The 525-nt window shown below is 63.2% G+C and carries 1 protein-coding gene; it reads right to left on the bottom strand.

Annotated features, from left to right (window positions below):
* A partial coding sequence (locus AC4FS3_RS29465) for a sugar ABC transporter substrate-binding protein (RefSeq protein ID WP_491023489.1) occupies window positions 1-525 on the bottom strand: 525 nt, incomplete at both ends.

Raw genomic sequence — 525 nt, 5'->3', positions numbered from 1 at the left:
CGCCTTGGTGGCGTCCCAGTTGGCGGCCTGGTTGGAAACGACCTTGATCGTGTCGTCCTTGTTCAGCGCCTCCATCAGGCCGGCGAGCTGGTCGAGGCTGGCGGTGGCGGTGAGTTCGCCCTGGATGATCTGCACCTTGCCTGATGTGCCCGAGCCCTTGCCGCAGGCCTTCACCACGTCCTCGCCCAGCAACTGGCCGATGCGGATGAAGTCGCCGCCAACATAGGCGTCGCCGTCATAGTTGGAGGCCATGTTGACCTGCACCACGTAGATGCCGGCCTCATTGGCGCGTTTCAGTTCACGGGCAAGCAGCTGGACATTGGGGTTCTGCACCACCAGCACGTCGACTTTCTCGCCGATCAGGGCGGAAACCGCCTGCAACTGGGCGGTGGCGTTCCAGCCGGGATCGCGCACCACCAGTTTCATGCCAAGCTTCTCCGCCTCCTGCTTCATGGTGGCGGTCCACTCGTCCGAAAGCGGTATGCCAAGCGTCACCGGCACCCAGCCGATGGTTTTTCCCTTGAG

It is taken from the genome of Pseudogemmobacter sp. TB195, from assembly GCF_058313095.1.
The sequence above is the reverse complement of the archived record's forward strand: the minus strand, read 5'-3'. Positions and strand labels throughout refer to the sequence as shown.